Origin of the sequence: Streptomyces himalayensis subsp. himalayensis (genome assembly GCF_013778455.1) — a bacterium.
GTDB classification, from domain to species: domain Bacteria; phylum Actinomycetota; class Actinomycetes; order Streptomycetales; family Streptomycetaceae; genus Streptomyces; species Streptomyces himalayensis.
In genome coordinates, this window is record NZ_JACEHE010000007.1 from 246,040 (window position 1) to 271,113 (window position 25,074).

General features: G+C 69.6%; 21 protein-coding genes and 5 pseudogenes. 16 read left to right on the plus strand and 10 right to left on the minus strand.

Annotation, left to right across the window (positions count from 1 at the left end):
* Positions 1-43: 43 nt before the first annotated feature.
* The gene (locus H1D24_RS14575; protein ID WP_309484309.1) at positions 44-1,087 is read right to left on the minus strand and encodes an NAD(P)-dependent alcohol dehydrogenase; all 1,044 of its coding nucleotides are present in this window, start codon (positions 1,085-1,087) and stop codon (positions 44-46) included.
* A 475-nt stretch (positions 1,088-1,562) separates the two neighbouring features.
* On the opposite strand from H1D24_RS14575, the gene H1D24_RS14580 reads away from it, so the two are divergent.
* From H1D24_RS14580 to H1D24_RS14590, 3 genes are all read left to right on the plus strand, one after another.
* Positions 1,563-2,933, plus strand: coding sequence for a metallophosphoesterase (locus H1D24_RS14580; protein ID WP_181657955.1), 1,371 nt, complete (start codon positions 1,563-1,565; stop codon positions 2,931-2,933).
* Positions 2,934-3,114: 181 nt separating this feature from the next.
* Positions 3,115-3,834 carry a DUF6152 family protein gene (locus H1D24_RS14585; RefSeq protein ID WP_181657956.1) on the plus strand — a complete coding sequence of 240 codons (720 nt, stop codon included), beginning with the start codon at positions 3,115-3,117 and terminating at the stop codon, positions 3,832-3,834.
* Positions 3,835-3,845: 11 nt separating this feature from the next.
* The gene (locus H1D24_RS14590; RefSeq protein WP_220136717.1) at positions 3,846-4,328 is read left to right on the plus strand and encodes a hypothetical protein; all 483 of its coding nucleotides are present in this window, start codon (positions 3,846-3,848) and stop codon (positions 4,326-4,328) included.
* Positions 4,329-4,373: 45 nt separating this feature from the next.
* Here the strand turns inward: H1D24_RS14590 and H1D24_RS14595 are convergent.
* Positions 4,374-4,849: pseudogene (locus H1D24_RS14595) on the minus strand (transposase family protein); the annotation flags it as partial.
* Between the two features lie 13 nt (positions 4,850-4,862).
* Positions 4,863-5,161 (minus strand): annotated as a pseudogene (locus tag H1D24_RS14600) (SPDY domain-containing protein); the annotation flags it as partial.
* 307 nt (positions 5,162-5,468) lie between these two features.
* Between H1D24_RS14600 and H1D24_RS14605 the strand changes: the two are divergent.
* The gene (locus H1D24_RS14605) at positions 5,469-6,437 is read left to right on the plus strand and encodes an SDR family NAD(P)-dependent oxidoreductase (protein WP_220136718.1); all 969 of its coding nucleotides are present in this window, start codon (positions 5,469-5,471) and stop codon (positions 6,435-6,437) included.
* A gap of 167 nt (positions 6,438-6,604) precedes the next feature.
* Here the strand turns inward: H1D24_RS14605 and H1D24_RS14610 are convergent.
* Positions 6,605-6,866 (minus strand): annotated as a pseudogene (locus H1D24_RS14610) (MmyB family transcriptional regulator); the annotation flags it as partial.
* 17 nt (positions 6,867-6,883) lie between these two features.
* On the opposite strand from H1D24_RS14610, the pseudogene H1D24_RS14615 reads away from it, so the two are divergent.
* Positions 6,884-7,112, plus strand: a pseudogene (locus tag H1D24_RS14615) (molybdopterin cofactor-binding domain-containing protein); the annotation flags it as partial.
* 208 nt (positions 7,113-7,320) lie between these two features.
* Positions 7,321-7,449 carry a hypothetical protein gene (locus H1D24_RS42355; protein ID WP_258564062.1) on the plus strand — a complete coding sequence of 43 codons (129 nt, stop codon included), beginning with the start codon at positions 7,321-7,323 and terminating at the stop codon, positions 7,447-7,449.
* Between the two features lie 86 nt (positions 7,450-7,535).
* Here H1D24_RS42355 and H1D24_RS14620 read toward each other — a convergent pair whose 3' ends face one another.
* From H1D24_RS14620 to H1D24_RS14625, 3 genes and pseudogenes are all read right to left on the minus strand, one after another.
* Entirely contained in the window at positions 7,536-8,303 is a 768-nt protein-coding gene (locus H1D24_RS14620; protein WP_181657958.1) for a glucose 1-dehydrogenase, read from the minus strand.
* Positions 8,304-8,445: 142 nt separating this feature from the next.
* Positions 8,446-8,673, minus strand: a pseudogene (locus H1D24_RS41735) (DUF6112 family protein); the annotation flags it as partial.
* A gap of 69 nt (positions 8,674-8,742) precedes the next feature.
* Positions 8,743-9,858: a C40 family peptidase gene (locus tag H1D24_RS14625; protein WP_181657959.1), complete on the minus strand. Its 1,116-nt coding sequence runs from the start codon at positions 9,856-9,858 to the stop codon at positions 8,743-8,745.
* Between the two features lie 495 nt (positions 9,859-10,353).
* Here H1D24_RS14625 and H1D24_RS14630 point away from each other — a divergent pair, with 495 nt between their 5' ends.
* A complete protein-coding gene (locus H1D24_RS14630) occupies positions 10,354-11,100 on the plus strand; it encodes a DNA-methyltransferase (protein WP_181657960.1) in 747 nt (248 codons plus the stop codon).
* Between the two features lie 534 nt (positions 11,101-11,634).
* Here the strand turns inward: H1D24_RS14630 and H1D24_RS14635 are convergent.
* Positions 11,635-12,759, minus strand: a complete 1,125-nt coding sequence (locus H1D24_RS14635) for a tyrosine-type recombinase/integrase (RefSeq protein WP_258564063.1) — start codon at positions 12,757-12,759, stop codon at positions 11,635-11,637.
* A gap of 414 nt (positions 12,760-13,173) precedes the next feature.
* On the opposite strand from H1D24_RS14635, the gene H1D24_RS14645 reads away from it, so the two are divergent.
* Positions 13,174-13,632 carry an SPW repeat protein gene (locus H1D24_RS14645; protein ID WP_181658043.1) on the plus strand — a complete coding sequence of 153 codons (459 nt, stop codon included), beginning with the start codon at positions 13,174-13,176 and terminating at the stop codon, positions 13,630-13,632.
* A gap of 74 nt (positions 13,633-13,706) precedes the next feature.
* Here H1D24_RS14645 and H1D24_RS14650 read toward each other — a convergent pair whose 3' ends face one another.
* Positions 13,707-14,477 carry a FadR/GntR family transcriptional regulator gene (locus H1D24_RS14650; RefSeq protein WP_309484311.1) on the minus strand — a complete coding sequence of 257 codons (771 nt, stop codon included), beginning with the start codon at positions 14,475-14,477 and terminating at the stop codon, positions 13,707-13,709.
* A 257-nt stretch (positions 14,478-14,734) separates the two neighbouring features.
* Between H1D24_RS14650 and H1D24_RS14655 the strand changes: the two genes are divergently transcribed.
* From H1D24_RS14655 to H1D24_RS14675, 5 genes are read left to right on the plus strand one after another with little or no spacing between them, the layout of a single operon-like run.
* Entirely contained in the window at positions 14,735-16,075 is a 1,341-nt protein-coding gene (locus tag H1D24_RS14655) for an L-fuconate dehydratase (protein ID WP_181657962.1), read from the plus strand.
* Positions 16,072-16,845: an SDR family NAD(P)-dependent oxidoreductase gene (locus tag H1D24_RS14660; RefSeq protein ID WP_181657963.1), complete on the plus strand. Its 774-nt coding sequence runs from the start codon at positions 16,072-16,074 to the stop codon at positions 16,843-16,845. The genes H1D24_RS14655 and H1D24_RS14660 overlap by 4 nt, the downstream gene beginning before the upstream one ends.
* A 5-nt stretch (positions 16,846-16,850) precedes the next feature.
* Positions 16,851-17,879, plus strand: coding sequence for an aldo/keto reductase (locus H1D24_RS14665; RefSeq protein ID WP_181657964.1), 1,029 nt, complete (start codon positions 16,851-16,853; stop codon positions 17,877-17,879).
* Entirely contained in the window at positions 17,876-18,187 is a 312-nt protein-coding gene (locus H1D24_RS14670; protein ID WP_181657965.1) for an L-rhamnose mutarotase, read from the plus strand. Before H1D24_RS14665 ends, H1D24_RS14670 begins: the two co-directional genes overlap by 4 nt.
* 9 nt (positions 18,188-18,196) lie before the next feature.
* A complete protein-coding gene (locus H1D24_RS14675; protein ID WP_181657966.1) occupies positions 18,197-19,045 on the plus strand; it encodes an amidohydrolase family protein in 849 nt (282 codons plus the stop codon).
* Between the two features lie 14 nt (positions 19,046-19,059).
* Here H1D24_RS14675 and H1D24_RS14680 read toward each other — a convergent pair whose 3' ends face one another.
* Positions 19,060-20,502, minus strand: a complete 1,443-nt coding sequence (locus H1D24_RS14680) for a lipase maturation factor family protein (RefSeq protein ID WP_181657967.1) — start codon at positions 20,500-20,502, stop codon at positions 19,060-19,062.
* A 205-nt stretch (positions 20,503-20,707) separates the two neighbouring features.
* Between H1D24_RS14680 and H1D24_RS14685 the strand changes: the two genes are divergently transcribed.
* The 3 genes from H1D24_RS14685 to H1D24_RS14695 all read left to right on the plus strand — a co-directional run bounded on the left by H1D24_RS14685 (position 20,708) and on the right by H1D24_RS14695 (position 25,071).
* Positions 20,708-21,958 carry a DUF6777 domain-containing protein gene (locus tag H1D24_RS14685; protein WP_181657968.1) on the plus strand — a complete coding sequence of 417 codons (1,251 nt, stop codon included), beginning with the start codon at positions 20,708-20,710 and terminating at the stop codon, positions 21,956-21,958.
* 63 nt (positions 21,959-22,021) lie between these two features.
* Complete coding sequence (locus H1D24_RS14690; protein WP_181657969.1) at positions 22,022-24,097, plus strand: SpoIIE family protein phosphatase; 2,076 nt, start codon at positions 22,022-22,024, stop codon at positions 24,095-24,097.
* 59 nt (positions 24,098-24,156) lie between these two features.
* Entirely contained in the window at positions 24,157-25,071 is a 915-nt protein-coding gene (locus tag H1D24_RS14695) for an Fpg/Nei family DNA glycosylase (protein ID WP_181657970.1), read from the plus strand.
* Positions 25,072-25,074: the final 3 nt, after the last annotated feature.

Below are 25,074 nucleotides of genomic sequence, written 5' to 3' on the forward strand. Positions count from 1 at the left end.
GCCCGTACCGGCCAAGGCCTGCATCAGGAGCTCGGCGACCGGTTCACGCCAGCGTGGAGGTGTCGATCACGAAGCGGTAGCGGACGTCGGACGCGAGGACACGCTCCCACGCCTCGTTGATCTTGTCGGCCGGGATGACCTCGACGTCGGAGCCGTAGCCGTGTTCGGCGCAGAAGTCCAGCATCTCCTGCGTCTCGGAAATGCCGCCGATCAGCGAGCCGGCGAAGTTCTTGCCGCCCATGATCAGGGAGAACACGCTCAGCGACAGCGGCTCGGCCGGGGCGCCGACGTTGACCAGGGTGCCCTCCACCGCGAGGAGCGACAGGTAGGCGTCGAGGTCGAGGCCGGCGCTCACGGTGTTCACGATGAGGTCGAAGGTGCCCGCAAGCTGCTCGAAGGTGGCGGGGTCGCTGGTGGCGTAGTAGTGGTCGGCGCCCAGGCGCAGGCCGTCGTCCTGCTTCTTCAGCGACTGGGACAGCACCGTGACCTCGGCGCCCATGGCGTGCGCGTGCTTGACGGCCATGTGGCCGAGCCCGCCGAGGCCGACAACGGCGACCTTCTTGCCGGGGCCCGCGCCGAAGCGGCGCAGCGGTGAGTAGGTGGTGATGCCGGCGCACAGCAGCGGAGCGGCGACGTCCAGGCCGATTCCCTCGGGGATGCGGAGGACGAAGTCCTCGTCGACGACGATGTGGGTGGAGTAGCCGCCGTGGGTGAGGGTGCCGTCCTTGTCGGTGGCGCCGTAGGTGGCGGTCATGCCCTTGAGGCAGAACTGCTCGCGGCCACTGCGGCAGTTGGCGCACTCGCGGCACGAGTTGACCATGCAGCCGACACCTGCCCGGTCGCCGACCTGATGCTTGGTGACCTCGGGGCCCACCGCGGTGACGATGCCGGCGATCTCGTGGCCGGGCGCGACCGGGTAGCTCTGTGGGCCCCAGTCGCCGCGGGCGTGGTGGATGTCGGAGTGGCAGATGCCGGCGTACTTGATCTCGATGAGGACGTCGCGCGGACCGAGGTCGCGTCGCTCGATGGTGATCGGAGCAAGCGGTTCGGTGGCCGACATGGCGGCGTATGCGTTGACGGTGGGCACGTCTCTCCTGGGGTGTGGTGCTCGGTGCGTGGTGCTCATGCGCGAGGGCGCTCTTGCAGGCCACGGCGTGATGGCACTGCGGCACAGCGAGAGCCTCGCCTCGCGTGCCCGACCGGGAGCGAGACCCGGCGGGACGTCATCGAGCCTCGCACTGCCGTGTGCTTCCGAAAAGGGGAGAGATCTCTCCCTGGATCCGTCACTTCCCCGGAAGCTCTCCTTGTCGAGCCCCTGATCGGCATGACCACCGTGATCCAGGGAGAAAATTCGCCCCCCTTGGCGGGGCATTCGATCAGCCGTCCCCTGGTTAGTGTGCTGTGGACATCGGTCGCGACCATCGGGCTCCGCACACCGCGGACGCCGGGTCACAGATCACCCGCACGTCCCGTGACGCGACCGGTCACAAGCCGTAGAGGTACGCCTCCGCCCCAGGCCGAGTCGTCGTCGGGAACGTCTCAAGGAAGGACTGCGCCGAGCCGTGGTCAATGTGTTGGTCCCCATCGCCGTACTGGCGGCTTTCGGCGCACTCCACTGGTACGCGTGGCGCCGCCTCGTACGCGAGACCACCTCCCGGGGCTCGGCTCTCCGGCGAGCAGGAAGCGTCGCCTTCGTGGCCGCCCCCCTGCTCACGGTGGGCACGCTGGCGGCCGGCCGTGCGGGAGCGCCGTTCCCCCTCCAGCAGATCATGGCCTGGCCCGGATACCTGTGGCTGGCGCTCTTCCTGTACCTGCTGCTCGCACTTCTGGCGGGCGAGATCGTCCGTCCCCTGCTGCGGCGCCGGCTCGCCCGGCGGGACACCGGGATGGATCACGGGACCCGGCAGGACGCGGAAGCCACGGCTGCACACCGCGGTGAGCCCGGCGCCGAGCAGGACAAGGAACTCGTCCTGGCCGGCAAGCTCTGGCCCGTCACCGCACAACGCGACGAGTCCGGTGGCGCACTGGACACGGCCGAACACGTCGCCGTGCCGGCACCCGCACCCGCACCGGAGCCCGAGCAGTCGCCCGCCACCGCTCCTGCCGGGCCCTCGCGGCGCCTGTTCGTCTCCCGCGTTGTGGGCGGTGCTGCCGCGGCTCTTGCCGTCGGTACCGTCGCCCACGGCACGTACGGCGTCCTCCGCGGCCCGCAGGTGAAGCGCGTCACTGTTCCGCTGGCCAAACTGCCCCGCAGCGCGCACGGGTTCCGGATCGCCGTGGTCAGCGACGTGCACCTCGGGCCGATCCTGGGCCGCGGATTCTCCCAACGGGTCGTCGACACCATCAACGCGACGCAGCCCGACCTGATCGCGGTCGTCGGTGATCTGGTGGACGGCAGCGTCGAGGACCTCGGCCCCGCCGCACAGCCGCTCGCACAACTCCGGGCGCGGCACGGGGCCTACTTCGTCACCGGCAACCACGAGTACGTCTCCGGCGCCGAGCAGTGGATCCACAAGGTACGTGACCTGGGGCTGCGTCCGCTGGAGAACGCACGCACCGAGCTGCCCGGCTTCGACCTTGCCGGGGTCAACGACGTGCGCGGCGAAGACGAGGGCCAGGGCCCCGACTTCGTCCAGGCGCTCGGCGACCGCGACCGTTCCCGCGCCGCCGTGCTCCTCGCCCACCAACCCGTCGTCATCCACGATGCCGTTCGCCACGGCGTCGACCTCCAGCTCTCCGGCCACACCCACGGCGGCCAGCTCTGGCCCACCAACTTCATCGCCGAACTGGCCAACCCCACCGTCGCCGGGCTCGAACGATACGGCGACACCCAGCTCTACGTGAGCCGGGGCGCCGGCGCCTGGGGCCCACCGGTCCGCGTGGGCGCACCGTCCGACATCACGGTCGTCCAACTCGCCTCACGCCAGGCCTAGGGCCTCTCGTTCGGATCATGCCGGCCTGATCCGAACGAAAGACCCTAGTCGTAGTCCGCACCAAAGACTCCTACTGAAAGTGCCCTGTCAGTACCTCCCACGGCAGGCACGCCCTGTTCCCTGCACGATGAGGTCCGCTGGATGCGGAACACCCCAAGCCCTCTGGAAGGATCGACTCGCCATGCGCTTCATCACGATCGCCGCACCGCCGGCTCGCACCAGCGCCCGTCGCATCAGGCTATGGACAGCGTCCCTGGTCTCCGCGACGATGCTCATCTTGTTCTCGGCGGGTGCCGCGCAGGCGCATCACGGGTTCGACGACTACGACACTGATCGCCTCTACTACATAGCGGGTGCCGTCTCGCAGGTCCGCTGGGGCGAGCCACACTCCCACTTCACCGTGACCGTCGACAGCGATCTCCCCGCTGACACACCCCAGCGCGATCTGCCTGACGGACTGCAGGACGCCCCCGACAGCGACCCGATCAACGCCGCACCGTCCTACAGCGGTTCTCACGACGAGCTGGAGGTCACCATCGCGCCGCCGAGCTTCACGTCGATGTGGGGCCTCGACCGCGAGCTCAACGACGGCGAGCGGATCGAAGCCGTCGGTTACATCGGCAAGAGTCACACCGACGAGTTCCGTCCGGTCGTGTTCTGGTACGAAGAGGGGAAGCCTGTCAACCAGGTGCTCAACGAGGAACTCCCGGCGACGCCGCTGCCGGTCCCGTATCCGAAGGGCGACGCACCGTCCGCTGACGCCGACCAGGCTTCCCCGTCGGCCTCAGCGGACTCCGACGACACGTCACCGACTGCGGTGTGGGCCACGCTCGGTGTCGTACTGGTCGCCGTCGTTGCCGGTGGAGCCTTCTACCTGCGAGCACGCTCGCCCCGAGGGTGATGGCGCTCGTCATGGACAATGTCTTCTCCTGGCTGGAGGACAGCTGGTTCGCCGAGGCCGTCCGCGGCACGGCCTACCTGTACCCGATGCTCGAGAGCGTCCACATTATCGGCATCGCCCTCCTCATCGGCCCGGCCGCAGCATTCGATCTTCGGCTGCTGGGGCTCGGCCGGCGGGCGCTGCGGGTGACGACCGCGGCCAACTACCTGCTCCGCCTGTCACACCTCGGCTTCGTGATCGCGGCAGCCACCGGCGTAGCCATGTTCCTGCCCGGGGCGAGCCTCATCGCCGACCGTGGCAGTGCTCCGTGGAAGCTCGGCCTCATCCTGCTCGCAGGTCTGAACATCCTGATCTTCCATCGACGGACCTACCGCAGCGTGGCCGACTGGGATATGGACCAGCCGACGCCTGTCGCCGCCCGGCTCGCCGCGGTCGTCTCCCTCACGTCGTGGTCGGGTGTCACGATCGCGGGGAGGCTCCTGGCCTACACCTAAAGGGTGTGTTCGGGCAGGCCGGGGCCGGTTTTGGGGCTGGCTTGATCACGCGGCCAGGGCGAGGTTGCGCATGTGGGCGACGGTCTGACCGCGTGGTGGAGGCCGGTGCCGCGCTGGCGGCAGTCGCGGAGGATGTTGTAGTGCTTCATGCGGGCGAAGGCGTGCTCGATGCGGGCCCGAACTCTGCGTTGCTCGGCGTTGTCGTCTTCCTCGCCGGGCAGGAGGGCTCTGTCGGGGCGTCTGCGGTGCGGGACGACAAGCCCGATGTTGATGCATGCGCCCTCGCCGAGCACGGTCACGCCTTCGCAAGTCCTGGCCAGGCCGGAGTCCCTCCAGGCCTTCGCGTGCGCAGTGTTGCCGGGCACCGGGCGGGCCGCCGCGATCCCCGGCTTGCTATCGGGGTCGATGACGACCTGCACATTCGCCGAGATGCAGAAGTTGCGTGAGGACGCGCCGACCTTCCGGTCGCGGACCGGGACGAGGGTGCCGTCCACGATCCTGTCTGAGGCAGGACCGGGGCGCGGCCCTCTTGTGTCAACCGGCCGGCGCGCGCAGGAGCCGGTCCCGGGTCGTTTCGGGCACCACCCGGCGCGAGACCGGTGCGGTCGAGCTGAAGGAGGCGGCGAAGGCAGCCACGAGACTGTGAGGAGCGCTGGCGCCGAAAGACACCGCCCACAGGCACGGTGCACCGAGTGCGTGCTGGGCTCATGCCCGCCATCCGGCCGACCCCACCTCATCCGGCCCGGTGGTTAGGGCGCGCGGGTCGGCGTCCTGGATAAGGGCGGCACCTCGCCGAGACTGAGGTGCGAGGTGAACGTGGCCCCGACCAGAGCATCATCATCTGGACCGCAGCCCCCGGATCCGCCTCACGTACCAAGCTCCAGCAGCTGCGCGGCGTCCCTCGGTGAACCGGCGGTTCAGTCGGCTCGTTCGATGGTCACGTCCCTGATGGCTGAGAGGTCTCGTCGATCCGGCCGAGGCGCGCGACTCGTTCTCCCTCACCGCGCGCCCACCGTGTTGGCTTTCTGTGCGGAAGCGGGTGTGACGGCTGCGCTGACGCTCGGGCCCGCCGCACACCGAGTTTCCGCAGCGACCATGGCGTGTCAGCGCCTCCCCCGGAAGAGAAAGCAGCACCCCGGCATGACCAACATGACCCGACGCTCCCTCCTCCTCTCCGCGGCCGCGCTCGGCATGGGAACCCTGGCCTCCTGCACCACAATCGGGAAATCCGGCGGCACGCCGAATGAAGGCGGCCGTTCGGCGGGCAACGGCGGCAGGTTCGGGGTAGGGGACTACAACACGCAGGAAGTCGCCGACGAGCTGCGCTACATCGAGGAGAACATCGGCCACCTCCCCAAAAGTGACGCCAAGCGCATCCTGATCACCGGCTCAACCGGAGGTCTCGGCCAGCTCACCGCCGCCTACCTCCTCGCACGCGGGCACAGCGTCGTCGGCCACGCACGCAACGACCGGCGCGCAGCAGACGTACAGCGAGACCTCCCAGGGCTGGAAGCCGTCGTCACCGGGGACCTGTCGAACCTGGATGAGACGAGGAGGCTCGCCACCCGGATCAATGAGCTGGGAGCGTTCGACGTCATCATCTACAACGCCGGGGAGTACGGCGTTGCGAATGCGGAGATCCTGAACGTCAACTCGCTGTCTCCGTACCTCCTGACGAGCCTGGTCGATGCTCCCCAGCAGTCGATCTACCTCACCTCCGATCTGCACTTGGGCGGCGACCTCAAGCTCGGTGAGCTACGAACCGGCGGCACCGACGTCACCTACGACGACAGCAAGGTCCAGATCCTGACGCTCGCCATGGCCGTCGCCCGGCGGCGTCCCAAGCTCCGCGTCAACGCGGTGGCCCCGGGCTGGGTGCCGACCATGATGGGGTTCGCCAACGGCCCGTACGCCCCCGACGACCTCCGTGCTGGCTACATGACTCAGGTCTGGCTGGCCGAGGGCAGCGAGCCTGCGAGTCGCGGATCCGGCGGATTCTTCTTCCACCGCGAACCGGAGGACGACGTTCACCCCTCGGTCCGCGACACCCGCGCGCAGGACGACCTGCTCGACGCCTACGCACGGCGCACCGAGGTCACCCTGCGATAGGCCCGGTGCTCCGCGGCCTTGAGAAGCGCGGCGCGGGTCCGGTGAAGGGTTGAAGGCCGGAACTGCGCCTCCCACCGGCCCTCCCGCTCCCTTCCCGGCTCCGGCCGGACCCGAGGGCTCCATGCGGCTGAGCAGGGAGGGTGGCGGCATCGCAGCGCTGTCGGAAGTCAGCTGGTCGCCGATCGTTCCGTTTCCGGGTCGGATTCCTGCGTGGCGACGAGGCGCAGTCCCTCTTCGGAGGGTGAGCCAGGCTCGGCGGTGTGGATGGTGAGGGTGAGGCCGGGGGCAGCGGCCATCTCCAGGACCTCGAAGGCCAGTGAGAGGTCGCCGACGGCGTGGTGGTGGAAGTGCCTGGTGCCGGTGCCGTGGTGCCGGACGTTGTGCACGCCACCGGGGACGGAACTCGTCACTGCGTATGCACCACTCCCCGCAACCACCGCAATCCGATGGAGCCGCACGCCACCATCGCCCGCTGGAAGGACGGCAAGCTCACCGTCTGGGACAAGACCCAGTGGGTGGTGGGGCACCCAGACCGAACCGGCCGCCGTCTTCGGACTGCTCCTGGACTCCGTTCGCGTCATCTCCCCGTTCGTCGGCGGCGCGTTCGGCACCGGAGTGCGCTGCTGGCCCCACACCACCGTCGCCGCGCTCGCCACCCGCGCGGTCAAGCGCCCCACCTGACGGCCTCGGGAGGCGGGCGATCCCGATGACGCCAGGCAATGGCCCGACACCCAAAAGCGTCCTTCCAGGGGCAGCCGCCCTCGGCCGCATTGCACGTGACTTCCAGCTGCGTATGTCGGTGATCGACGCCGAGCCCTAGACGACCCACGACCCAGGACCCACGACCCACGACCGGTACGGCCGGACTGGTCATCCCGGCTCCGTGGCAACCGCCCTCGCTCACCGCAACCAGGGAGCCGTCGACGCATACAGCCTGTACCTCGCCCCGCACACCGACGGACTGCTCTATGCCGCCCGCCGTGCTCTCGAGGAGCTGCCGCTGGCCCGCTAGGATTCCGGATGGCGGACCATGCTGGACGCCTCCGCAACGGCCTGCCGCCCCGGCCGCTCACCGCGCCGGCCCCCCGTGGGCTGCCGCTATCGGGCGACGTAGCCGCCGTCGACGGGGAGGGCGAAGCCGACAACGAAGCCGGCTCCGGGGCTGCACAGCCACAGGACGGCCTGGGCGATTTCGTCTGCGGTGCCGAGGCGGTTGATGGGCTGGTTGGCTTCGGCTGCGGCGCGGTCGAGCTCTCCCTTGGCGATCATGTCGCTGACCATCGGGGTGTCGATGGTGCCGGGGCAGACGGCGTTGATGCGGATGCCGCGCGGTGCGTATTCGAGTGCCGCACTGGTGGTCAGGCCGATCACTCCGTGCTTGGAGGCGTGGTACGAGGCGCGGCCGGGGAGGCCGCCGAGGCCGCCGAGGGAGGAGCAGTTGACGATGGCTCCGCTGCCCTGGGTCCGCATGTGGCGGAGTTCGTGCTTCATGCTGGCCCAGATGCCGCGCAGGTTGATGGCGTGGACGCGGTCGAACTGGTCGGCGGGTTCGTCGGCGGCATCGGCGGGCGGGATCTGAATGCCGGCGTTGTTGTAAGCCATGTCGAGGCGGCCGAAAGTCTCAACCGTGCGGTCGACCGCGCTGGCGACCTCGTCCTCGTCGGTGACGTCGCAGACCAGGGCGAGGGCCTGATGGCCGTCGTCGGTGAGCTGTTGCACGGCCGCATCGAGAGCGGCTTCGTTGATGTCGGTGAGGGCGACGGCGGCTCCCGCTTCGGCGAAAGCGCGGGCCGTGGCAACGCCCATGCCGGAGCCGGCTCCGGTGACGAAGGCGACCTGGTCGCGGAAGTCGTAGGTGGGATTCATGCCGTGTTCTCCCGTCGAGGGCTGAGTGGTGGATGGGTGTGCAGGCGTGCATCAGTGCCGAGCGGGCGCCGGTGCGGTTTCGTCCTCTCACGCGTGGGCCGGAGTGGCGCGCCGGGCGACGATCCGAGTGGTCTGCGACGTGCACCAGGACACCCTTCTTGCCATTGGCCTCCGTCTGATGGCCGCCGCTGTGGTGACCCCAGGCCCACACACCCGCGGACACCGCCATGGAGCCGACGACGGCGATGATGCCGAAGAGGTTGATCGACCCCATGACTTTCTTCAGCACCGACACGCCTGGCAGGCCGCCCTCGTTGGGGCTGACGCCGGGGTCATAGGCGAGCTGCACGACCGTGTCGATCACATGCATCAGAGGAACTCCTGTTCGATTTGCGGCTGGCGGAAAGCCCGCCTAGTGCAGGGAGGGGAAAGGGGTTTGTCAGAGGACGCGGCGGGCGGCGAGGATCTCGCTCTTCCAGGACGCGAGCGTGACGATGCGGACCACGTCGCCGGTCCTGGGGGCGTGGATGACCAGGCCCTCGCCGATGTACATCCCGACGTGCTCGGGAGCGGCGGCAGTGCCCTCGGCGAACAGCAGGTCGCCAGGTGCGATGGCACTGACCGAGACGGCCTTGCCCTCCTTGACCTGCGTATAGGTCGTGCGGGACAGCGTCACCCCGGCGGCCCGATAGGACTGCTGCATCAGCGATGAGCAGTCGCACCGGCCCATCGGGTCGGGCCCGTGCGCGTCGGTGCAGCTCCCACCCCACTGGTAGGCGGTGCCGAGCTGGCCCATCGCCCAGCGGATGGCCGTCCGCGCCTTCGCAGATGCGTTGGCCGGGATCGCGTACCCGTCGGGCGCCGCCCCTGCCGGGATTGGATCGAACGTCGAGCCGTCCGCGCCGGCACACGAGGCAGGAGTTGCTGCCGGGCCGCCGTTGTTCTGGTCGGTGTCTTCCTCACCGGAGTTGAGGTGCGGGGCCAGCGCCTTCTGGAGGGCGGTCGCCAGTGGCTCCCACTTCGTGTAGGCGTCCGGGAAGCCGCTGCGCTGCACGGCCTGCGCGGCCTGGGTTACGGTCATCGACTCCCAGCCCGGCACCTTGCGCAGGCCCTCGTAGTACGTGGTCGACGCATATACCGGATCGAGAATCTCCTCGACCGTGCCCCAGCCCTGCGATGGACGCTGCTGGAACAGGCCGACGGAATCCCGGTCCCCGTAGGTCAGATTCCGCAGACCGCTCTCCTGCAGGGCGGTCGCCAGCGCGACGACCTGGCCACGGGCCGGAATCTGCATCGCGAGTCCGGTCGCCGTGATGACCCGAGCGTTCGGAATCTGCTCGGCCGGCGAGGCCAGCCCCGGTACTGAGACGTCGGTGCCGGAACCACCGGCCAAGATGTCCTCCACCTGCTCAGCGACGGCTGCAGCTTCCACGGACTGCGCAGGACCGGTCTGACAGGCGGTCGTGGCAACCCCGCTCGCCGCGAACAGCACTGGCGCGGTCAACAGGAGCGGTCCGCAGGCCAGCAGAGCGATCGCCGCACCGGTCTTCTTCATGAGACAGGCCCGGCGTCGCCCTGCCGGGTGGCCGCCGAGCGGAAGCACGGGGGTTTCTCAGGCATGCAATCTCCACGTGCTGCGAGACGGCGCGGTGCCGGCGGCCGGGTGAGACGGCAGCCGGAACTGCGCCGTCCATTCCCCGCCGACAGGCGGACTGATGGACGTGGAGCCGGTGCAACACCGGCTCCACGTCGGGATCGAGCGCGGCAGCGAGCCGCGCTCGTAATCTCTTGAGATGCACGGGAACTCCTGAGGAACAGGGCCAAGCCCGGCGGGCGTGGCGGCGCGAAGGAATGTGGAAACACACAGGTCAGAGCCATGCCTTTGGCTGGGCTGGCTAACGAGGCGAGACAGTAGATGCGCATTCCGGCCGCACCAAACGACCACAGCAGCCACCACCCAGGAACCTGTACGCCGTCGGCTACGTACGGCCGAGATCGCGGGCTACTGTCCGGCGCGTTCGTCCCTCTCCCCGGAGAAAGGCCCGCGCCCTTGAGCTACACGCTGCACCGCGGCGACGCCCTGACCGTCCTGAAGACCATTCCCGACGAGAGCGTCCACGCCGTCGTCACCGACCCGCCCTACAACTCCGGAGGCCGCACCAGCGCCGAGCGCACCAGCCGTAGCGCCCGGGACAAGTACGTCACCAGCAACAGCGCCCACGAACTCGCCTCCTTCCCCGGCGAGAACCGCGACCAGCGCAGCTACCGAGCCTGGCTCACCGACCTGCTCACCGAGTCCTACCGGGCCTCCGTCGAGCACGCGCCCGCCCTCGTCTTCACGGACTGGAGGCAGCTACCCACCACAACAGACGCCCTCCAGATGGCCGGTTGGACCTGGCAGGGCCTGATCCCGTGGATCAAGCCGGCCAGCCGCCCGCGCAAGGGAGGCTTCAAGCAGTCCGCCGAATTCATCGTCTGGGGCACCAAGGGACGCCTCGACAACACCCGAGACCTCTACCTTCCGGGCGACTTCACCGCCTCCCAGCCCCGCAAGGACCGCGTCCACATCACCCAGAAGCCCATCGACGTCATGCGCCAGCTCGTCCAGATCTGCCGCGAGGACGGCACCGTCCTCGACCTGTTCACCGGCAGCGGCTCCACCGGCGTCGCCGCCCTCCACGAAGGCCGCAACTTCATCGGCATCGAACTCTCCGAGCACTACGCCGAGATCGCCGACGAGCGCCTCCGCACCGAACTCACCCAGGACAACGTGGAACTCGCCGGCCCGGAGGCGTGATGCCGAGACCTTACCGAGCCCCACGTAGACGCCCGAAGGGCGGGACACCAAAACCACGGTGTCCCGCCCTTCCATGCAACGCGGGCCGGCATGGCAGTGGGCGGCACCGGCACACTGCCGTCGGCTCCGCGGCGGCGGATGCTACCGGGCAACGCCTCCGCGACGGGCACCGACACCAACCCCGTGACCGGCGGCGACGTCACCGAAGTTGGGACCACGGCCGGATCTGTGCCGCACAGCCCTTAGCAGCGAGCGATCACACCTTGATTGGGTGCGGACGGAATCCTCCAATAACCTCCCGTTGAACCGTCTGAGGAGGAGCCGATGGATCGTCAATATGTCGGTGTCACTGAAGCAGCCGCCTACCTCGACATGTCCCGGCGATGGATGTATCGAAGAGTCCCACCGGCATGGGATCCCCAGGTACTACTTCGGCGGTCAGCTGAAGTTCCGCATCCAAGATCTCGACCGTTGGGCTCAGCAGCAGAAGGTAGTTTGAAGTGGGGCCGGGCATCAGCCCGGCCCCACTTGTCGTTACAGGCTCTCGTTCAGCGCCATCGCGGCACGGCCGATGGAGGCCGGCATCAAGTGCCTGTAGATCTTGAACGTCATGATGATGTTCTTATGCCCCATCCATTCCGCTACGTCCGTGATCGGTATGCCCTTGGACAAGCAGTTGGAGGCGAAGTAATGACGGAGTGAGTAGGGGTTCAGCTTTCGAGTGATGCCTGCCCTCTTCCTTGCGGCGCTCCACTGATACTGGAGCGTGGTGTGCGCCCAGTAAGGGCTTCGCTGGGTGCGAAGCAGGTAACCGTGCGAGTCCGCGCCGTATTTCTTCGCGTAGGTGAGTAGCGACTCGCGGACTACCGCAGGGAGGGGAACCTCACGGAACTCGCCGGCCTTTCGGTGCTTCAGCCGTGAGGGCGCGCGCTTGACCCCGTCTATCTGCTCGGTGATGCGGTAGACATCGTCGGCGACCACTCGTTCGATGTTCGCCGCGTACGCTTCCCCGTTGCGATGACCGCAGCCGGACATCAGGTCGATCAAGAGGCGCAGGCCGTCCGAGGCCGCATCCTTGAGCGCGTGGATCTCGTCCAGAGTGGGGATGGTGACCGGCCGAGGAATGTATCCGGGCGCGATCACTCCGTCAAAAGGGTCCTCGGGAATTGCTCCCTTGCGACGCGCGTCCAGGAGGATCTTCTTGAGCGTGTCGAAGGCGTTCTGCTGGGTGGCCAGCCCTACGTTCCGCTCCTCCATGGACATGATGAAGTCGTCGATCACCGTCGGGGTGAACGTGTACAGACGCCGTGACCCCAGGGCGGGCAAAATTTGACTCTGAAGTAGTTGATGGACGGTACGAATACTGCCGTCCGCGTAATGACGCTGTCGGGTAATCCAAGAAGCGGCGTGTTCTCCGAAGCGCTGCTTTCCCAGCCTTCGCTTCAGTTCCGCCTGGTCCCGTGGAGTGTTGCGGCGCTCGTCGTAAAGCTTCGTCAGCCGATCCAGCGCGTCCTGCTGCGTGGCAAAACCCGTTTCTTCGCGCTGCCGCCCCATTGCATCGCGGTAACGGATGGCGTACGGGTGCGGACACCGTCCCTGTCGTGCGCATCCGCAGCTCTTGTGGAAGCTGCCCATTCCTCGGATGAGTTTGGTCGCCAACGTGCACGTCTCCTGACCCATGCTGGGAAGTTGCTGACCTGTGGGCCTGAGCATGATCGTGACCTGCGGCCGCGCCAAACTACGCCACGTTGATCAGCATCTTCATCGGTGCCTCCTCAGTGCGTTTGCAACAGTGCTTTCACCCTGGTTTGTGCAGGTCAGAGCAGGTCGTGCAGGCCGTACTGGTCGTGTGCCGGTTCGTGTGCCGGAGAGTCCCGCGGCACGTCCAGTATGGGGCGGATCACACGGCGGGTCACGAACTGGGCAGGTCCGGCGCCCCGCGGTGCAGTCGATGCCATGCAGACCGGCGGGCAGCTGATGGTTATACGGCGCCGTTGGGGTACCCGGCCCGAGGTGTAAAACCGGCAAGACAATTCGGAGGTGATGGCCGTGACGACTTCGCCCCGGTCGGACATGGAAACGCATCCCGACATACTCGATATGCGGCACCGTCACGACATGGCCGAGCGCGCCGCTACCACCCCGCGCGCGCAGACCATCGAGACGGCGGCCCTCCTTACGGGCCTCTACCTTGCCGCTTCTCCCTGGATCGCGGGATTCAACGGTCTCTCGACCCTGGCGATCAACAACCTGATCGTCGGCATCGCGTACGCGGTGCTCCTGAGCGGCGGCTTCGGCCGCGCCTACGAGCGCACGCACAGCATGGCGTGGGCCGCATGTGCCCTCGGTGTGTGGACGATCATCTCGCCCTGGGTCGTGGCCGGTGACGTGAGCACCGCCAGGACGATCGTCAACAACGTCATCGTCGGTGTGATTGCTCTGGCTGTGGCGCTCGCCGCCAGCGCGGCCGCCCGTGAGGTGGACCGCCGTCGTGGTGCCGGCGCCCCCTATGGCGGAGGCCGTCCAGCCTGACAGCACACTCCGCTCCGGTGTGGTGACGCTGCGCGGGCGACGGCCACAGTGCCGGCCGCCGCCCCGCGTCGCTGTCACCATGCCGAATGCTCCACACGGTCAGAGGAAGCCGCGCCCCAAGTGCCGCTTCGCTGCACCTCGTTGCGCACTTCCATCTGGCTGCGAAGCCACGCCTCGACCTCCCCGACATGCGCTGCGGCGGCCGCTCGCGCCGCCTCCGGATCGTGGTCCACAAGGGCGCGATGGATACGGGCGTGCTCGCGGCGGGTGCGCTCGAACGCGCCCTCTTCCTGGTAGCCGCGCCAGACCCGGGCCCGGAAGGTGCGTGAGGACAGCCCTTCCACGATCGCGGCCATCGTCTCGTTCCCGGCGGCGGCGACGATCGCCCGGTGGAACGCCAGATCGTGGAAGAGGATCTCCTCCGGATCGTCGGTCGCGTTCATCGCCTCCAGGTGCTTCTCCACATCGGCGAGCTGCTCGACGGTGATCCGCGCCGCCGCCAGCGCCGTCGCCGTCGACTCGAGGATGCGCCGTACCTCCAGCAGCTCGACCAGTCGCGGACCGCGGGAGAGATCGGCGACGACACCGAAGGTCTCCAGCAGGTCCCCGGCCTCCAGCTGCGTGACGTAGATGCCGGAGCCGTGCCGTGCCTCCAGCACGCCGAGCACGGTGAGGGCGCGGATCGCCTCGCGCATCGAGCTGCGCGAGATACCGAGCCGAGTGGCCAGATCACGCTCGGTCGGAAGCCGCTGGCCGGGCTCCAGCCGCCCCTCGCCGATCATCGCCTTGATCTGCTCTATGGCGCGCTGCGTCACGGTGCCCTTCTGCGGGGCCGTCTCGTCCACGGCACGTCCTTCCGTCGCCTCGGGCGCCGAGTCTAATGGTGGATGTGGTCGGACCACTATGGCGGTGAATACAGGCCAAGCAGGGGAAAGTGGGCGCCAGGCACTGTCGTGACCCCTAAGTGGTCTGATAAATATGCGTCGCGGCTGGAAGGGGACCGGCGATCCCGGACCGCCCGACGGTCGCCCGTGTGACGACAGGCCGCGCCCAGGACCGCCCCTGCGGCCGAACCCCGTACCGGAACACCGAAAGGCCACCTGTGTCCGCGACTCCCGCCCGCATCACCGCGGTCGACACCTACGACATCCGCTTCCCGACGTCCCGGGAACTCGACGGCTCGGACGCCATGAACCCCGACCCCGACTACTCGGCGGCGTACGTGGTCCTGCACACCGACGCCGGGGACGGGCACGAGGGACACGGCTTCACCTTCACCATCGGGCGGGGCAACGATGTCCAGGTGGCCGCGATCGACGCCCTGCGGCCGCATGTCCTCGGGCGGGACGTCGAGGAGCTGTGCGGCGATCCCGGAGTGCTCAGCCGGGACCTGGTCGGGGACAGTCAGCTGCGCTGGCTCGGCCCGGAGAAGGGCGTGATGCACATGGCGATCGGCGCCGTCGTCAACGCCGCGTGGGACCTCGCCGCGAAGCGTGCACACAAACCGCTCTGGCAGTTCCTCGCGGACGCGGAGCCCGAGTGGCTCGTCTCGCAGGTCGACTTCCGCTACCTCACGGACGCGCTCACGCCCGACGAGGCGCTGGAGCTTCTGCGCCGCGGCCGGGAGGGCTCCCACGCGCGCGCCGCGGACCTGCTGCGGCGCGGCTTCCCCGCGTACACCACGTCACCCGGCTGGCTCGGCTACAGCGACGAGAAGCTGACCAGGCTCGCCGCGCAGGCCGTCGCCGACGGCTTCACGCAGATCAAGCTCAAGGTGGGCGCCGATCTCGCCGACGACGCCCGGCGCTGCCGCGTCGCCCGCTCCGTCGTCGGCCCCGATGTGCGCATGGCCGTCGACGCCAACCAGCGCTGGGACGTGGACGAGGCGATCACCTGGACACGGGCGCTCGCCGAGTTCGACCCGTACTGGATCGAGGAACCCACCAGCCCCGACGACGTGCTCGGCCATGCGGCGATCCGGAAGGCCGTCGCGCCGGTCAAGGTTGCCACCGGCGAGCACGTCCAGAACCGCATCGTCTTCAAGCAACTGCTGCAGGCCGGCGCGATCGACGTCCTGCAGATCGACGCGGCCCGGGTCGGCGGCGTCAACGAGAACCTGGCGATCCTGCTGCTCGCGGCCAAGTTCGGCGTGCCCGTCTGCCCGCACGCCGGCGGCGTCGGCCTGTGCGAACTCGTCCAGCATTTGTCGATGTTCGACTACGTTGCCCTTTCCGGTACCACCGAGGACCGTGTCATCGAGTACGTCGACCATCTGCACGAGCACTTCCTCGAACCGGTGGTGATCCGAGAAGGTCACTACCAGGCGCCCACGGCGCCGGGCTTCTCGGCCACCATGCGGCCCGAGTCCATCGCGGAGTACACGTACCCGGGCGGCGCCTTCTGGGTCGCCGACCTCTCGCAGCGGAAGGAAGCAGCGGCATGACGCACGCCCAGGACTTCGGTGGGCTCAAGGCCCTCGTCACCGGCGGTGCCTCGGGCATCGGCCGGGCGACGGCCGAACTGCTGGCCGCCCGCGGCGCCCGTGTGGCCGTGCTGGACCTGAACCCGGAGGCCGTGAAAGACGGGGACAAGCCCCTCCTCGCATACCGCGCCGACGTCACCGACGACGCCTCCGTACGCGAGGCCGTCGCGGCGGCCGTCGCGGACCTCGGCGGCCTGGACGTCCTGGTGAACAACGCGGGCATCGGCGCCCAGGGCACCGTCGAGGACAACGACGACGACGAGTGGCACCGCGTGCTGGACGTCAACGTCGTCGGCATGGTGCGCACCGCCCGCGCCGCGCTGCCGCACCTGCGCGCATCCGATCACGCAGCGATCGTCAACACCTGCTCGATCGCCGCCACCGCAGGGCTGCCGCAGCGCGCCCTGTACTCGGCCACGAAGGGCGCGGTGTACTCGCTGACCCTGGCCATGGCCGCCGACCACATACGCGAGGGCATCCGCGTCAACTGCGTGAACCCCGGCACGGCCGACACCCCCTGGGTCGGCCGCCTGCTGGACGCCGCGGACGATCCGGCAGCCGAGCGTGCAGCGCTGGAGGCGCGCCAGCCCACCGGGCGCCTGGTGTCGGCGGACGAAGTCGCGGGCGCCATCGCGTACTTGGCGAGCCCGCTCTCCGGCGCCACGTCAGGCACGGCGCTCGCCGTCGACGGCGGCATGCAGGGGCTGCGGCTGCGGCCCGTGGGACAGTGACCGCCATGCGTACCCGCACTCTCGGCCGGGGCACCGTCGCGGTGACGGAGCTGTCGTTCGGCGCCGCGGGCATCGGCAACCTGTACGCGGCGGTCGACGACGAAGAGGCGTACGCCGCCGTCGAGGCCGCCTGGGATGCGGGCGTCCGGTACTTCGACACGGCGCCGCACTACGGCCTCGGCCTGTCCGAACGCCGCCTCGGCGAGGCCCTGCGCGAGCGCCCCCGCGCCGCGTACACCGTGTCCACCAAGGTCGGCCGGCTTCTCGAACCCGGGGACGGCGGCGGGGACGACCTGGCGAACGGCTTCGCCGTGCCCGCGACCCACCGCCGCGTCTGGGACTTCAGCGCCGACGGCGTCCGCCGCTCGCTGGAGGACAGCCTCACCCGGCTCGGCATGGACCGCGTGGACGTCGTCTATCTGCACGACCCCGACGACCACGCCGAACAGGCCTTCCGCGAGGGTTACCCGGCGCTCGAGAAGCTCCGCTCCGAAGGCGTGGTCGGCGCGATCGGGGCAGGGATGAACCAGGCCGAGATGCTGACCCGGTTCGTGGTCGACACGGACATCGACGCCGTCCTGTGCGCGGGCCGCTACACGCTCCTCGATCAGAGAGCGCTCACCGCACTGCTCCCGGCCGCCGCCGCGCGCGGCACATCCGTGGTCGTCGGCGGCGTCTTCAACTCCGGTTTGCTCGCGGACCCGCGCCCCGGCGCCACGTACGACTACGCCGCAGCGCCCCGCGACATCCTTGACCGGGCGCTCCGGCTGAAGGACCTGGCCGAGCGGCACGGCACCACCCTGCGCGCTGCCGCCCTCGCCTTCCCGCTGGCGCATCCGGCGGTCACAAGCGTGCTGGTCGGCACGCGTTCGGCAGCCGAAGTCCAGGACGCGGCAGAGCAGTTCGCGGACGCTGTGCCCGCGGCCTTCTGGGCGGAGCTGCGGGCCGAGGGGCTGCTGCCCGGCGACGCCCCCGTGCCCGGAGACGCCGCCCCCACAACCGAAGGGCCCCTACCCGGAGACGAGCCGTCATGAGGATCGCGCTGCACACCAAGGTCCGCGCCGACCGCATCGAGGAGTACGAGGCCGCACACTGCGAGGTCCCGCCGGAGCTCACCGCCGCGATACGCGCCGCCGGTGCCACCTCCTGGACGATCTGGCGCAGCGGCACCGACCTCTTCCACGTCCTGGAGTGCGAGGACTACGGACGCATGCTCGCCGAGCTGGAGAAACTGCCCGTCAACATCGCCTGGCAGGCGCGCATGGCCGAGCTCCTGGACGTCGTCCACGACTACTCGGCCGAGGGCGCCGACGCGGGCCTGCCCGTCGTATGGGAGTTGTGAGGGGGAACCGTGACGGATCCGATCGTCGACGCGCACCACCACGTGTGGGACCTGTCGGTACGGGACCAGGACTGGATCACCGGACCGGACCTGGCCCCGCTCCGGCGCGACTTCGGCGTGCCGGATCTCGAACCGGAAGCGCGCCCGCTCGGCGTCCAGGCCACCGTCCTCGTACAGACGATCACTGTCGCCGAGGAGACCCCGGAGTTCCTGGCGCTCGCGGCGGAGAGCGCTCTCATCGCCGGAGTCGTCGGCTGGACCGACCTCACCCGTCCCGATGTCGCCGAGGCGCTCGCAGCCCTGCGGGAACTCCCGGGAGGACGGTACCTGGCCGGAATCCGGCACCAGGTGCAGGGCGAGCCGGACCCGGAGTGGCTGCTGCGCCCCGACGTACGCCGGGGTCTGGCCGCGGTCGCCGAGGCGGGTCTCGTCTACGACCTCGTGGTCCTGCCCCACCAGCTGCCCGCCTGCGTCAAGGCGGCCGCCGACCACCCCGGCCTCACCTTCGTCCTCGACCACCTCGGCAAACCGCCCATCGCCTCGGGGGAGCTCGAACCCTGGGCGAGCCATGTCCGTGCCCTCGCGGCGCTCCCGAACACCGTCTGCAAGCTCTCCGGGATGGTGACCGAGGCGGACTGGCGCGCCTGGACGGTCGAGGATCTGAGGCCCTACGCGGACACGGTGCTGGACGCCTTCGGGCCCGAGCGGCTGATGTTCGGCTCGGACTGGCCCGTCTGCACCCTCGCCGCCTCGTACGCCGAGGTCACCCGTGCGGCCGATGCGCTGACCGGGACGCTCGGCGCGAACGAGCGAGCCGAGGTCTTCGCGGGGACCGCCACCCGCGTCTACTGCCTCTGACCTCTGTGCGGGCTCTACCGCCTGTGAGCTCTACCGCCCTGAGCCACCACGTCGAGCCGCGTCGGCGGCAGGAACTCGCGGATGTACGTGCGATGCCAGCACGCCCCCGTCGCGCGCAGCTCGCGCCACGTCGTGAAGCGGTACTGGTACAGGCGGGCCCGGATGTACCGCGGCGGGCTGTCCGGCGGGAACGGCGAGCGGCGCAGCAGCCGCAGCGTGTCCCGGTCGTTCTCCAGCAGCCGCTCCACCAGCGGCCCGAACCAGGATCCCGCGTACGCGGGGGAGATGCCGGCGAACCACATCATCCAGTCGAGCCGCAGATGGTAGGGCGCGTACTGGCGCGGCCAGCGACGGGGATCGCCCGGCTTGCCCTTGAACTCGTACTCCCGCCAGTCGGAGTCCGCGCGCGGCACCTCGTCCGCCGTGCCCTCGATCACCACCTCCTGCCGGATGCGGTTGATGCTGCCGAAGGCGCCGTAGGTGTTGACGAGATGGAACGGGTCGAAGGAGCAGTTCATGATCTGCCGGCGCGAGATCAGATTGCGCGTGGGGCGGTAGCTGAGGACCAGCACCAGAGCCGTGACGGCGAGCACGACGATCTCGTACCAGAGAGGGGTGGGAGGCAGGTCCGGGGGCGCGGCGACGGGGGAGAAGTCCACGGCGGACAGTGCCACGACGATCGTGATCCAGTTCAGCCAGGAGAAATTGCCCGACAGCACCAGCCACAGCTGGGTGAGGATCATCAGGCAGGCCGCCGCCGACGCGATCGGTTGTGGGGTGAACAGCAGCACGGGCACGACGAGTTGGGTGAAGTGGTTCGCCGCGACCTCGACCTTGTGCAGGGGCTTCGGGAGGTGGTGGAAGAACCAGCTCAGCGGGCCCGGCATCGGCTGGGTCTCGTGGTGGTAGTCCAGGCAGGTCAGCTTCCGCCAGCAGGGGTCCCCGCGCAGCTTGATCAGCCCGGCGCCGAACTCGACGCGGAACAGCACCCACCGCAGCAGGAACAGCACCAGGACGGGTGGGGCCGTGCGGTCGTTGCCGAGGAACACGGCGAGGAAGCCGATCTCGAGGAGCAGGGACTCCCAGCCGAAGCCGTACCAGGTCTGGCCGACGTTGACGATCGACAGATACAGCAGCCAGGGGACCAGCCACAGCAGCATCGCGGCCCACAGGGGGAGGAGGCCGTCGACGCCGGCCAGCAGAGCGGCCGCGACCAGGCACCCCGACCACGAGCAGAGCGCGAAGAACCTGTCCGAGTAGTGCAGTTGGAACACGCTCGGCGCGTCGCGGAACGGCACCCGCGCCACATAGCGGGGCACCGGCAGCATGCCCCGCTCTCCGAGCAGGGCACGGAACTGCAGGGCGGCGGTCAGGAACGCGACCAGATACACGGCGGCGAGGGCCCGCTGGAAGATCAGCCGGCTCAGCCAGTAGTCGGGTGCGGTGAACCATTCCACGGACCCTATTTTTGCGCCTGAACCGGCGCCGCTCTCGCGGACCTGGTTGCTCGCCGTATGGATTTCTCCCTTGATGGTTGCGGTGTTCTTCGGTTTCACGGCTGGCGCCGACTGGTGCAGGGCTGACTCGTTCGGCTTGCGAGATGGCAGGGGGTGAAACAGACAATGAGTGACAAATTGCTCGAGCGAGAGACGGGACAACACGGTGCGCTCACCCATCAGGAGCCATGCCGCGGCCTTCGCGATATCCGCGGCCCTTCTCGTCGCCGGCGGAGCAGGCCTCACCGGCTGCACGGCCACCGGCAGCGCGAGCGCCGTGGACGGTGAGGAGGAACTCCGTCTCCAGCCCGTGGCGGAAGCGGGGCCCGACCCGTTCACCGACTCCACCGCCACGCCCACCCCGACGCCGTCGCCCGCCACCCGCTCGCCGGAGCCGCCCACACCCTCCGGCACCGCGACGGCCGACGTGAAGGGGCGGTCCGTCGACGGCTCCACGCCTGGGCTGTACGGCGGCACGCTCTCCGAGAGCAGCTGCGACGTCGAGAAGCAGGTCCGCTTCCTCACCACCGACCAGGCCAAGGCCCGCGCCTTCGCCCGGGTGGTGGGCGTCGCCCAGGCCGACGTCGCCACGTATCTGCGTGGCCTGACCCCTGTCGTGCTGCGGACCGACACCCGCGTCACCAACCACGGCTTCCGCGACGGACAGGCGAACGGCTTCCAGGCCGTCCTCCAGGCCGGCACCGCCGTCCTCGTCGACGACCGCGGCCTGCCGCGCGTGCGCTGCGCCTGCGGCAATCCGCTCAAGTCGCCGGTCGCGACGCGAACCGACCCCGTTGTGAAGGGACAACCGTGGCAGGGCTACCGGCCGGCGCAGGTCGTGGTCGTGACCCCCGCACCCAAGATCATCGTCAACATCACGATCGTGAACATCGTCAACAACACATGGATCGAGCGGAAGGCCGGGGACGACGGCGACCGCGACCGCACCGTCCCGCCGCCCGCCACCCCCAGTCCCACCACTCCGAGCCCGGAGACCCCCAGTCCCACCACTCCGAGCCCGGAGACGCCCAGTCCCACCACCCCCAGCCCGGAGAGCCCCGGTCCCACCACGCCGAGCCCCGACGACACCTCATCGCCGACGGACTCCCCGCCCGCATCGCCGCCCTCCCCGCCCACTCCTCCGACGCGCTCCCCGGAGGAGTCACCGCCCGACACCGACCGCCCCTCTCCGGATGACGACACCGAATCGCCCCCGGAAGATCTGCCGGACGGCCCGACCGAGCTGGAGCCCCGGCCCGAGCCGCCCCCCGCCCGGGGCACCCAGGGCGTACCGGACGGTGGCGTGGTCCCCCTCGAGCCCCTCCTGCCCGAGGACCGGATGGACGCGCTGCCCGAGAGCCGCCCGGACGGCCGACCGGCGCGCCGCCCGGACCGACCGGCCACCGTCGAGAGCTGAGCGCCCGCCCAGGCAGTGCGCCGAGAAGTCGAAGATTCAGCCAAGTGGTGGCAAGGTGGCACCATGGCTGACCGCGGAGCGGGTGGCCTGTCACTCCCGGACGACTGGCCTGCAGACCCGGACCCCATCCTCGCTCTCAACCGCACAGGCTGCTTCGACTGGGACCTGGGCAGCGGTCTCATGCACATGGACGCACACGCCCTCGAGGTCTTCGACCTGCTCCCCGGCGAATACGACGGCCGCCCCGAGTCCCTCGCCGTCCGCGTCCCTCCGTTCGAGGCCCACCGTCTGGACGAGACCGTCTCCCATGCCCTCAAGGACGGAAGCGAGGACTACGGCGCGTACTTCCGCGTCCGCTGCCGCGACGGCTCCATGCGCTGGACCCACACCCAGGGCTGCATACGGCGTGACGTGTCGGGCCGCCCGAAGCGCATCGTGGGCGTCGTCCGTGACGCCACGCAGGAGCTGAGCGACATCACGGCACGGCGGATTCTCGCCGACGAGGAAGTGGCACGTCGCCGGCAGACCAGCATCGTGCAGAGCACCACCGCCGCGCTCGCTCACGCACGTACCGTGCAGGACGTCATCGACGTACTCCAGGACAGCCACGGCCTCACCCACCTCGGCGCGACCAGCCTGGTCATGGGCCTGGTCGAGTCCGGGCGGATCCGGCTCGTCGCCGAGGGCCCCAAGGACAGCTATGTCACCGGCACGCGCATCACGCGCATCGACGAGCCCTACCCGATGAGCGAGGTCGTCCGGACGATGGCTCCGCGGTTCATCGAGTCGCCGGAGGAGTTCGCGACCTCGTACCCGATCCTGTGGCCGCACATCACGCATCTCGGCATCACGGCCGCCGCGTATCTGCCGCTCATCGCGCAGGCCAGGCCCATCGGTGCGCTCGGCCTGCTCTACCAGGACAAGACGGGCTTCACCGACGAGGAGCGCAACGTCCTCGTCGCGCTCGGCAGCAGCATCGCGCAGAGCCTGCAGCGCGCCATGTTCTACGAGCAGGAGAAGGACGTCGCCCAGAGCCTTCAGCAGGCCATGCTGCCGCGCACCATCCCGGGCGTTCAGGGCGCCGACATCGCGGTCCGCTACCGCTCCGCCGCGCTCGGCCGGGACATCGGCGGCGACTGGTACGACGTGATCCCGCTGCCGGGCGGCCGCGTGGGAGCCGTCATCGGCGACGTCCAGGGCCATGACGCGCACGCCGCCGCCGTGATGGGCCAGCTGCGCATCGTGCTGCGCGCCTACGCCGCCGAGGGCCACACCCCGCCCACCGTCATGGCCCGCGCCTCCGTCTTCCTGAACGAACTCGACACCGAACGCATGGCCACCTGCCTCTACGCGGACGCCGACCTGACCACGGGCGTCGTCCAGCTGGTCCGGGCCGGACATCTCGACCCCGTGGTGCGGCAGCCCGACGGCAGCTGCCGCCGGCTGCCCGTCGATGGCGGGCTGCCGCTCGGCCTCTCCGCCGACTTCGGGCAGCTGGAATACCCCGTGACGACCGTGGAGCTGGACCCCGGTCAGACGCTCCTCCTCTGCACCGACGGCCTCGTCGAACAGCCGGGCGCCGATCTCGACGACGGCATGCTGGCGCTCGCGGACCTCGTCCGTTCCGGTCCCGCCGACCTCTCGGACCTCGCCGATCTGCTGTGCGGGGCGGTCGACGACCGCAACGGCGAGGACGACGTCGCCCTCCTGCTCCTGCGCCGGCGCAGCACGGACGCCCCGCAGTCCGGCGGACGCCTCCAGCAGCACGTCCCGCTGGGCGACCCGGAGGCGCTCGCCGAGTCCCGGCACATGATCCGCGCGGCGGTACGGGCCTGGGGCGCCCACGACCGCGCCGACGACATCGAACTCATCGCCGGCGAGCTGATCACCAACTCGCTCGTGCACACCGAGGGCGCCGCGATCGTCACCCTCCGGGTCCTCAGCGGATCCGAACGACGGCTGCGCGTCGAGGTGGAGGACTCCACCAGTGCCCTGCCGCACCGCCGCGAGGCCGGTACCAACGGTCTGTCCGGGCGCGGCCTCTTCCTCGTGGACCGCCTCACCGATGTGTGGGGCGTGGAGGCACGCGGCGGCGGCAAGCTCGTGTGGTGCGAGTTCATCGTGCCGGCCCGCACCTGATTCCCTTCGCCGCCTTGCCGCGCCTGCCCGGCAGAGGCGCCGGGTGGCACTCTGGTTCCATGCCGGAACTCCCCGAGGTCGAAGCGCTCAAGGACTTCCTCACCGACCATCTCGCCGGGCGCGAGATCGTGCGGGTGCTGCCCGTCGCGGTGAGCGTCCTCAAGACGTACGACCCTCCGCTCAGCGCCCTCGAAGGACGCGCCGTCACGGCCGTGACCCGGCACGGCAAGTTCCTGGACGTCGACGCGGACGGGCTCCACTTCGTCGTCCATCTCGCCCGCGCCGGCTGGCTGCAGTGGAGGGACCGGCTGCCCGACGGTCCCGCCCGTCACCCGACCACCGCCCCTCACCGACGCGCTACGCGCGACCCCTCCTTGATGCGCCCCGGAAAGGGCCCGCTGGCGATGCGAGTCGCACTGGAGACGGGGGAGGGGTTCGATCTGACCGAGGCCGGAACGCAGAAGCGGCTCGCCGTGTACGTCGTCCGCGATCCGTCCGAGGTCCCTGGCGTCGCCCGGCTCGGTCCCGACCCGCTCGCCGCGGGCTTCGACGAGCAGCGCTTCGCGAAGCTCCTCGAGGGCGAACGGCGGCAGCTCAAGGGGGCCCTGCGCGACCAGAGCCTGATCGCCGGGGTCGGCAACGCCTACAGCGACGAGATCCTGCACGTCGCGAAGATGTCCCCGTTCAAGCTCGCGTCCAGCTTGACGGACGAGGAGACTCATCGGCTCTACGAGGCGCTGCGCACCACCCTCGCCGAGGCCGTGGAACGGTCGCGCGGCCTTGCCGCGGGGCGGCTGAAGGCTGAGAAGAAGAGTGGGCTGCGGGTGCATGGGCGTACCGGTGAGGCCTGTCCGGTGTGTGGCGACACCGTGCGTGAGGTTTCCTTCAGCGCCTCATCCCTGCAGTACTGCCCTACCTGCCAGACGGGCGGCAAGCCGCTGGCGGACCGGAGGATGTCGCGGTTGCTGAAGTGAGGT

Bases quoted from the DNA above. Each gene is read 5' to 3' on its own strand.
- H1D24_RS14590 (WP_220136717.1), top strand. From the start codon at position 3,846: ATGGACAATGTCTTCTCCTGGCTGGAGGACAGCTGGTTCGCCGAGGCC.
- H1D24_RS14660 (WP_181657963.1), top strand. From the start codon at position 16,072: ATGACGCACGCCCAGGACTTCGGTGGGCTCAAGGCCCTCGTCACCGGC.
- H1D24_RS14690 (WP_181657969.1), top strand. From the start codon at position 22,022: ATGGCTGACCGCGGAGCGGGTGGCCTGTCACTCCCGGACGACTGGCCT.
- H1D24_RS14695 (WP_181657970.1), top strand. From the start codon at position 24,157: ATGCCGGAACTCCCCGAGGTCGAAGCGCTCAAGGACTTCCTCACCGAC.
- H1D24_RS14645 (WP_181658043.1), top strand. From the start codon at position 13,174: ATGGAAACGCATCCCGACATACTCGATATGCGGCACCGTCACGACATG.
- H1D24_RS14625 (WP_181657959.1), bottom strand. From the start codon at position 9,858: ATGAAGAAGACCGGTGCGGCGATCGCTCTGCTGGCCTGCGGACCGCTC.
- H1D24_RS14620 (WP_181657958.1), bottom strand. From the start codon at position 8,303: ATGAATCCCACCTACGACTTCCGCGACCAGGTCGCCTTCGTCACCGGA.
- H1D24_RS14670 (WP_181657965.1), top strand. From the start codon at position 17,876: ATGAGGATCGCGCTGCACACCAAGGTCCGCGCCGACCGCATCGAGGAG.
- H1D24_RS14605 (WP_220136718.1), top strand. From the start codon at position 5,469: ATGACCAACATGACCCGACGCTCCCTCCTCCTCTCCGCGGCCGCGCTC.
- H1D24_RS14585 (WP_181657956.1), top strand. From the start codon at position 3,115: ATGCGCTTCATCACGATCGCCGCACCGCCGGCTCGCACCAGCGCCCGT.
- H1D24_RS14665 (WP_181657964.1), top strand. From the start codon at position 16,851: ATGCGTACCCGCACTCTCGGCCGGGGCACCGTCGCGGTGACGGAGCTG.